This is a genomic window from Microvirga pakistanensis, from assembly GCF_004458765.1.
GTDB classification, from domain to species: domain Bacteria; phylum Pseudomonadota; class Alphaproteobacteria; order Rhizobiales; family Beijerinckiaceae; genus Microvirga; species Microvirga pakistanensis.
Genome location: NZ_SPJX01000117.1, coordinates 25,474 through 33,069, shown reverse-complemented (window position 1 = coordinate 33,069; position 7,596 = coordinate 25,474). Strand labels below are relative to the sequence as shown.

At 63.6% G+C, this 7,596-nt stretch carries 7 protein-coding genes and 3 tRNA genes; 4 read left to right on the top strand and 6 right to left on the bottom strand.

Annotated features, from left to right (window positions below; genetic code table 11):
- The 3 genes from E4K09_RS04305 to E4K09_RS04295 form a co-directional block, all read right to left on the bottom strand.
- A partial coding sequence (locus E4K09_RS04305; protein WP_244610355.1) for a GTP-binding protein occupies nucleotides 1-111 on the bottom strand: 111 nt, incomplete at its 3' end.
- A 234-nt stretch (nucleotides 112-345) separates the two neighbouring features.
- Nucleotides 346-419: transfer RNA gene (locus tag E4K09_RS04300), tRNA-Gly, on the bottom strand.
- A 17-nt stretch (nucleotides 420-436) separates the two neighbouring features.
- A tRNA-Tyr gene (locus E4K09_RS04295) sits at nucleotides 437-521 on the bottom strand.
- Nucleotides 522-761: 240 nt separating this feature from the next.
- Between E4K09_RS04295 and E4K09_RS04290 the strand changes: the two genes are divergently transcribed.
- Both E4K09_RS04290 and E4K09_RS04285 read left to right on the top strand, forming a co-directional pair.
- The gene (locus E4K09_RS04290) at nucleotides 762-1,589 is read left to right on the top strand and encodes a TrmH family RNA methyltransferase (RefSeq protein ID WP_134495424.1); all 828 of its coding nucleotides are present in this window, start codon (nucleotides 762-764) and stop codon (nucleotides 1,587-1,589) included.
- A 284-nt stretch (nucleotides 1,590-1,873) separates the two neighbouring features.
- Nucleotides 1,874-3,535 (top strand): MFS transporter, encoded by a 1,662-nt coding sequence (locus E4K09_RS04285; RefSeq protein WP_134495431.1) that lies wholly within the window; start codon nucleotides 1,874-1,876, stop codon nucleotides 3,533-3,535.
- Nucleotides 3,536-3,614: 79 nt separating this feature from the next.
- On the opposite strand, the gene E4K09_RS04280 is transcribed toward E4K09_RS04285, so the two are convergent.
- A complete protein-coding gene (locus tag E4K09_RS04280) occupies nucleotides 3,615-3,869 on the bottom strand; it encodes a hypothetical protein (protein ID WP_244610353.1) in 255 nt (84 codons plus the stop codon).
- A gap of 202 nt (nucleotides 3,870-4,071) precedes the next feature.
- On the opposite strand from E4K09_RS04280, the gene E4K09_RS04275 reads away from it, so the two are divergent.
- Nucleotides 4,072-4,146: transfer RNA gene (locus E4K09_RS04275), tRNA-Thr, on the top strand.
- Between the two features lie 148 nt (nucleotides 4,147-4,294).
- Here the strand turns inward: E4K09_RS04275 and E4K09_RS04270 are convergent.
- A complete protein-coding gene (locus E4K09_RS04270) occupies nucleotides 4,295-4,651 on the bottom strand; it encodes a hypothetical protein (RefSeq protein ID WP_134495420.1) in 357 nt (118 codons plus the stop codon).
- 190 nt (nucleotides 4,652-4,841) lie between these two features.
- Here E4K09_RS04270 and E4K09_RS04265 point away from each other — a divergent pair, with 190 nt between their 5' ends.
- Nucleotides 4,842-6,374, top strand: coding sequence for a CYTH and CHAD domain-containing protein (locus tag E4K09_RS04265; RefSeq protein ID WP_166802147.1), 1,533 nt, complete (start codon nucleotides 4,842-4,844; stop codon nucleotides 6,372-6,374).
- 34 nt (nucleotides 6,375-6,408) lie between these two features.
- Here the strand turns inward: E4K09_RS04265 and E4K09_RS04260 are convergent, their stop codons facing one another.
- Nucleotides 6,409-7,257: a hypothetical protein gene (locus E4K09_RS04260; protein WP_134495418.1), complete on the bottom strand. Its 849-nt coding sequence runs from the start codon at nucleotides 7,255-7,257 to the stop codon at nucleotides 6,409-6,411.
- Nucleotides 7,258-7,596 lie beyond the last annotated feature (339 nt).

Here is a 7,596-nt window from a genome sequence, read left to right as displayed (position 1 = left end):
CGCCAGAACCTTCGTGATCGCCGCCGTCAGCGACGTCTTGCCATGGTCAACGTGACCAATCGTCCCGATGTTGCAGTGCGGCTTCGTCCGCTCAAACTTTTCCTTCGCCATTGATCTCTACCTTACATAGGCCAGGAACAAAAAACCCAGGGCGTCCGATATTGCGGTTGCGCCAAATGCGCAAGTGCCAATTTCAATCTCACAGGACGTAATTACGGGACGAACCGCTCCGGAAACCTCCGACGAGGGCCCGGGAACCCGTCCGCCCCGAACTCAGGCCCCTACCCTTAGGCTTTGGGCCCGAGACGACCACGCGATCCGAAACACGAAACTTGCGGGAGACTTTGGAGCGGGTGAGGGGAATCGAACCCCCGTATTCAGCTTGGAAGGCTGCTGCTCTACCATTGAGCTACACCCGCATGCCTTGCCAGGTGGATGGTGGGGGAAGTAGGACTCGAACCTACGAAGGCATAGCCAGCGGATTTACAGTCCGCCCCCTTTGCCGCTCGGGACATTCCCCCTTGCCAACCCTGACGCAGCGCGCCGAGGTCTTCATCCGAACCGCCTCACCCTGGTGGAGCCGCTCGGTGGCGCTCTTATGGTGACCCGCCTGCCCGGTGTCAACAGCAAAGAGCGATGTTCGTGAGATTGATCGCACTCGCACCGGTTGCAAAGGGCGCATCGGGGGGATTCCGAAAGTAATTCCCCTTTCGGGCCCTATGCTCTATGGGCGTGCCTTCATCACACGAGATCGAGAAGCCATGAGCGAGCGCTCCTTCCCTCCCCGCAAGCCCCGCTTCCAGCGCCCGCCGGGCAGGAAGCAGGGCCGCCGCGATTCCCAGCCCTGGCGCCCGCCGCATGAGATCGACACGACGATCCTCTACGGCTGGCACCCGGTCGTGGAGGCGCTTCGGAACAGGAAGCGGACAATTCGCCGCCTTCTGACCACGGAGAACTCCCTGCGCCGCCTGCAGGAGGAACTCGGGGGCCCTCTGCCCCTGGAGCCGGAGATGGTGCGCCCGGACGAGATCAACCGTCTCCTGGAGCCGGATGCGGTCCACCAGGGCCTCTACGCGGAAGCCGATCCCCTCCCCTCGCCGTCCGTGGAAACCTTGAGCGGACAGCGCGTGGTTCTGGCGCTGGATCAGATCACGGATCCGCACAACGTGGGGGCCATCGTGCGCACGGCGGCGGCCTTCGACGTGGAGGCCATCATCACCACTGCCCGCCACAGCCCGGCGGCCACGGGGGTGCTGGCCAAGTCCGCCTCCGGCGGCCTCGAGCACGTTCCCTTCATGATCGTGAAGAACCTGGGCGATACCCTGACCGCCCTGGGCGAGCGCGGCTTCCAGCGGATCGGCCTCGACTCGGAGGGCGAGGCGAATATCGACGAACTCCCGCTGAGACTGCCCCTCGTTCTCGTGCTCGGCTCGGAAGGCAAGGGATTGCGGCAGAGGACCCGCGAGTGCTGCGACGTGGTCGGCAGGCTCGACATGCCCGGGGAGATCAAGAGCCTCAATGTCTCCAACGCCGCGGCCATCTCGCTTTTCGCTGTGACCAAAGCGGTCTCGAGAGCCGCGGCCCCTTGAGACAGGAATCGCCAACCTTCTGATTTTTCGACTATTTTTTCCTCGCCCGCGGGTTCTTAGACGGAAGTCGAAAATACGAATTGGGAATTGTGGAGAGCGCGAGCGGCGTTAGCCTCACCTTCCATAGGATTCTTGGCCGTTCGCCACGGCCACGATACCTCAGCGCAAGCGAGCAGCCCTCGGCTTGACGCGACAGACCCGGACCGCCGGGCTGACCAAATAAGGAAGGGAACGCTATGGCAACAGCAGCCACCACAGCGCGTTCGGCCGCCGCACCCCGGCCGATGACGCGCGAAGAGCGGAAGGTGATTCTCGCCTCCTCGCTCGGTACCGTCTTCGAATGGTACGACTTCTATCTCTACGGATCTCTCGCCACGATCATCGGCGCGCAGTTCTTCTCCGCGTTCGACGTGACGACTCGTAACGTCTTCGCGCTGCTCGCCTTTGCGGCGGGCTTCCTGGTTCGCCCCTTCGGCGCCATCGTGTTCGGCCGAATCGGCGATCTCGTCGGCCGCAAATACACCTTCCTGGTCACCATCCTGATCATGGGCTTCTCGACCTTCCTGGTCGGCCTGCTGCCCAGCTACAACCAGATCGGCTGGATCGCCCCGGTGGTCCTGATCGCACTGCGCATGCTCCAGGGCCTCGCGCTCGGTGGTGAATACGGCGGTGCCGCGGTCTATGTGGCGGAACATGCTCCGGTGGGCCGCCGCGGGTTCTATACCAGCTTCATCCAGATCACGGCGACGGTGGGCCTCCTCCTGTCACTGGTCGTCATTCTCGTTCTCCGCACCTGGATGGGCGAGCAGGGCTTCCAGACGGGCGAGGGCTATCCCATCGCGGGCTGGCGCATTCCCTTCCTGCTCTCCGTCGTGCTGCTCGGCATTTCGGTCTGGATTCGTCTCCAGATGCAGGAATCCCCGGCCTTCAAGAAGATGAAGGACGAGGGCACGCAGTCGAAGGCTCCGTTGAAGGAGGCATTCGGCGAGTGGCGGAACCTCAAGATGGTGCTGATCGCCCTGGTCGGCCTCGCCATCGGTCAGGCCGTGGTGTGGTACACGGGCCAGTTCTACGCGCTGTTCTTCATCCAGAGCATCCTCAAGGTCGACCTGCTCACCTCGAACGTGCTGATCGCCTGGTCGCTGATCGTCGGCACCGCGGGCTTCGTGATCTTCGGCGCCCTCTCGGACAAGATCGGCCGCAAGCCGGTCATCCTCGGCGGCTGCCTGATCGCGGCGATCACCTACTTCCCGCTGTTCGGCGCCCTCACGAACGTCGTCAGCCCGAACCTGACCCAGGCTCTGGAAACCGCCAAGGTCCAGGTCGTGGCCGATCCCGCCGCCTGCGGCTCGGTGTTCGACCCGGTCGGCATCCGCACCTTCACGGCTCCGTGCGACATCGCCCGGGTGGCCCTGGCCCGCTCGGCCGTGAAGTACGAGCTCGTTCCGGCTGCGCCCGGCGCCGCTCCGAAGGTAACCTTCAACGGCAAGGAAGTTCCGATCGCTCCGGCCATTCCGGCCAACATCACGGCCTTCACGGCCGCGGCCACGGAAGTCGGCTATCCGAAGGCCGGAGACCCGAGCATCCTGAAGGTCAGCGGCTTCTTCGCCGCTCTCGGCAACGCCCAGGCCCTGAAGGCCATCGGCATCCTCACGCTCTTCGTGATCTACGTCACGATGGTGTACGGTCCAATCGCGGCGGCTCTGGTCGAGTTCTTCCCGACCCGCATCCGCTACACCGCGATGTCCCTGCCCTACCACATCGCCAACGGCTGGTTCGGCGGCCTTCTGCCTCCCACCGCCTTCGCGATGGTGGCGGCCACCGGCGACATCTATTACGGCCTGTGGTACCCGATCGTGATCGCTCTCATCACCTTCGTGGTCGGCCTGCTCCTGGTGCCGGAGACGAAGGACCGCGACATCATGACCTACGAGGGCGCGCGCTAAGCGCCTGACACGGTCGTCAAAAAGGAAAGCCCCGCCTCAAGGCGGGGCTTTTCATATGTGCACCCTGCGGCCGCTTCGTTCAGTAGCAGGTCGTGACGCGCCGCACGATCCAGCCTTCGCCGTCGACGAAGAGGCGCTTGCGCGAGCGCTCGCAATTGGGAGGGGCGGAAGCGCCCGTCTGGACGGCGCCTGTCTCCTCCACGTCCTTGACGGCCACGGCCGTTCCTTTGTCTTTCAAGGACTTTGCCGCGGCGGCGTTGCCCGACACCGCCGAAGCAGCCTGCGCCGACGGGGACGCGAATGTGAGCGCGGCCGCGAGTCCCAGGGCGGACAAGACTATAAACCTGCCCCCGAAAACCGAGTTTCTCTTTGTGCCTGAAGCCTTTACGCTGTCCACTGCACCGTCTCCTTGAAAACCATTCTCCTGACAATTCCACAACGGGAGGATGGTTTCGGTGCGCTGGAGCACTTAATTTTTCCGTTTCAATGGAACTTGCGTCTGAGGCAGGGGGCTGCTACCTCAGCATCACTCAGGAGCCGGTGTAGCACAGCGGTAGTGCAGCGGTTTTGTAAACCGAAGGTCGGGAGTTCGATCCTCTCCACCGGCACCATCTTCTTCTTGAGGATAAGATCCCGGCAGCGCGCGTGGATGACCGGACATTCTTCCATCACATCACCGACGTGGCGATGTGATCTCCAAGCCGTTCAAGGAACACCCTCCCGGAAGCCAAGGACGCGACTGAAAGGGCGCACCCAAAATCAGTCGCAGCGACGAATCCGCCGAACCTCGATCTGGCCCCAGCGATTCCGTTCCTCGATGGTGACATTCCGGCAGCGTTCCACATAAACGTCGTCGCCACGAGCATCGCGCCTTCCCGCATCATAGGCGCGTTCTACCTCCCGGCGCTGACGCCACCGCTCACGACGTTCACGTTCCTCCTGCTGAGGGTCACGAACGCCAACCTGCGGGCGACCGTCCGGACCGATCCCAAATTGCAGCGTCGGCTGAGCGACAGAAGGTGCCCCGATCAGGAGGCCGGAGCCGATCACCGCGCCAGCTAGAAAAGCAAATTTTCTCATGGACTTAGTCCTTTCGATAATCGTTTTGTAACTCACCTTTTCACAGGTGGTTCCACGGCGCGGCAAAAGGATCTTGAGCCCTCCTCTGTTCGAAGGCCTTTCCTCTGCTTCGTTCCCGCGAGAATTTTCTGCGCGACCATGGCTCTTCGGCCTTTCGAGGCCCGCTCTCCGGAACCGCCCTATGAGGCTCGCGTTCCCCATCACCCGAACGACACGCCGAGGGCATATGGGGACAGAATCCGACGCTCCTCGGGAGATCGAGCTGAAGCTGGAGGTCGAGCCCCAGGATCTGGCAAAGATCCTGGCGCATCCGCTTCTCGATGGGACGTCCCATGGGGGCCCGGCGAGGCAGAAACTTCACGCGGTCTATTTCGACACCCCTGATCGCACCCTTCAGCAGGCCGGGATCTCCCTCCGGGTCAGGAGCAACGGGGAACGGCGCATCCAAACGATCAAAGCCGCGGACGCGCCCAGGGTCATCGCCCTGGCCCGAAGCGAGTGGGAGCATGAGGTTGAGGGCGACGAGCCTGATTTCGCGCTCGCGGAGGGCACAGCTCTCGAACGCTTCCTGACGTGCCGCGAATCGATCCAGCCGGTCTTCAGCGTGATGACGGAGCGCACGTTTCAGACGCTGTCGTTTGGAAGCTCCCTCATCGAAGTCGCCGCCGACGACGGCAGAGTCGACGCGCAGGAGCGCGCGATCCGATTCGGCGAGGTCGAGCTGGAGCTCAAGAACGGCGTACCGGAGGATCTGTTTCGGCTCGCCATGGAGCTTTCCGCGGCGGCTCCCCTCCGTTTGAGCTTCAAGACCAAGGCCGAACGCGGTTTCGAGGCCGCCTCCGGGGACCGGCTCACGCGCGTCAAGGCTTCTCCCGTCCTCCTCAAACGCCGCATGACGAGCGCCGAGGCTTTTCAGCTGATCGGCGCGTCCTGCCTGCGGCACCTGATGGCCAACGAGGCCATCGTCAGGCGCACGCCCGAGGCCGGAGCCGATGCCGTTCACCAGATGCGGGTTGCCCTGCGACGGCTTCGGGCTGCCATCAGCCTTTTCAAGGCCGTCGTGGAGGATGAGCACCGCGATCAGATCAAGGCCGAACTCAAATGGATGGCAGGCGTGCTCGGCGAGGCGCGGGACCTGGACGTCTATATCGCCAAGGTCCTCGAGCCCGCCCGAGCCAACCATGCGGGCGATGCGGGCTTCGACGATCTGCTGGCCGAGTACCAGCAGCGGCGCAGCCGCGCCTACGCGGCGGTCCAGGAGGCCATCGCCTCGCCCCGCTTCCTCAACGGCGTGTTGGAGGCGGCCGCGTGGATCCAGGCCGGGAACTGGCTGCTGGACGACCGCAAACCGGCCCGGAAGCGCCGGAACAAGCCCGTCGCGGTGGCGGCGGAGGAGGAACTCGACCGACGGTGGAGGAGGATCCTCAAGCGGGGCAAGAACCTGGTCGAGCTCGATCCGGAAGAACGCCACCGGGTGCGAATCGACCTCAAGAAACTCCGCTATGCGACGGAGTTCTTCGAGAGCCTGTTCAAAGGCGGCGCAGCCAAGAAGCGGCGGCGCGCGGCATTGGAAACGCTCGAGGCGCTGCAGGAGATCCTGGGCGAGCTCAACGACATCGCCGTCGGGGCCGACATGGATCCGTCGCCGGCCGCACAGGCGATCCATCGGGAGCAGACGTCACGGGTCGATGATCTGCTTGCCGACGCGAAGGGACAGTACAAGGCACTCGCGGCGCTCGAGCCCTTCTGGGCCGCCTGAACGCCGCTTGCACGCCCTCACCTGTCAGAGCCGCTTACGGGGCGTCGCTCCAATAATCCTGCCGGAAAACGTCCTCGTAGACGGCTCGATCGAACCAGTCCCAATGGTCGCCGGACGCCGTGAATTCGCTGAACACGACACCCTTGTTGGCGTCGTGGAATTGCAGCTTTCCGTTGCCGTCGTGGCTGAAGTACAGCGCGCCCGTGCTCGTGTCGCGCACCTCGAATGTCCCGAAGCCATAGGTGCCGTCCTCGCGATGGACGACCACGTCTCCGGTGACGGCAGCGCTTTCGCCCAATGCGGCGACGGCTGCCTTCAGCTTCGAAGCAATGCCTGTAATGAAATCCTTCTCGGCAGGATGCATACCGTTCAGGCGCGCTTCTGAAAGATGCGGCGCTCCTGCGGCGTCAAACGTCCACTGGCCGTTGATGGCCTCCTCCATCTGGCGCATGATGATCTGCGTTTGATGAAATGCCTGTTCGTTCCAGCTGTGGGCCCCGGGGACTTTCTCCCACCTGGCCATTTCCTCTTCATGCCGGGCCAATGCCTTGGCAGCATTCTCCCGCATGTATGTCGGCATGTCCTCGATGCTGTCATATTGCTCGACGCCCCAGCTTGACCCGCTCGCGAAGGCCTTCTGCCTTGCCGCTTCGCGCAAGGCCTCGTCGCTTCGCGGGCCGTTCTGCCCATTCATGCCCAACAGGGCACCGCCGATGGCGGCGGACGCCTGCTTGGATACGTGACTGGCTTGAATCGAGATCCCGTTGGCCGCTCTGAGAAGGGTGGCAATGCCTGAGTCTGATTTGGGTGACGAGGCAAGCCGATCGGACGTGAGGGCCGTCAGGACCTGAAGGCCTTGAGCCAGGGTGGGGTTGACCTGCATGAGGTTTGTCCTGGAGCGCCATCACCCGCATCATATCGGGGGCAGGCGGAAACGGAGAACATGGCCGCATCATGCGCCCGGGACGAGACGGTGCGATGATACTAGAGCCATCTCGTCACGACAACCTTAACAGGATGGCGGATGGAGCCATGGCCCGAGCGGCCGGTCCGGCGCCGCCATAGGCGCATCATCTCGACCGGTCAGCCAGAGGCCTCCTCCAGAAGGGTAGCGGCATCCCCGGAGCCGAGGAGAGGATCATGAGCACGGAACGAGGAACGAGCAGCCTGAGCCGAGAGCGTCACTGGACCCAAACGGTCACAGCCCTTGCGGCCTGTCATC

Coding starts and splice junctions, on each gene's coding strand:
- E4K09_RS04290 (WP_134495424.1), top strand. CDS start 762: ATGAGCGAGCGCTCCTTCCCTCCCCGCAAGCCCCGCTTCCAGCGCCCG.
- E4K09_RS04285 (WP_134495431.1), top strand. CDS start 1,874: ATGACGCGCGAAGAGCGGAAGGTGATTCTCGCCTCCTCGCTCGGTACC.
- E4K09_RS04265 (WP_166802147.1), top strand. CDS start 4,842: ATGGGGACAGAATCCGACGCTCCTCGGGAGATCGAGCTGAAGCTGGAG.
- E4K09_RS04260 (WP_134495418.1), bottom strand. CDS start 7,257: ATGCAGGTCAACCCCACCCTGGCTCAAGGCCTTCAGGTCCTGACGGCC.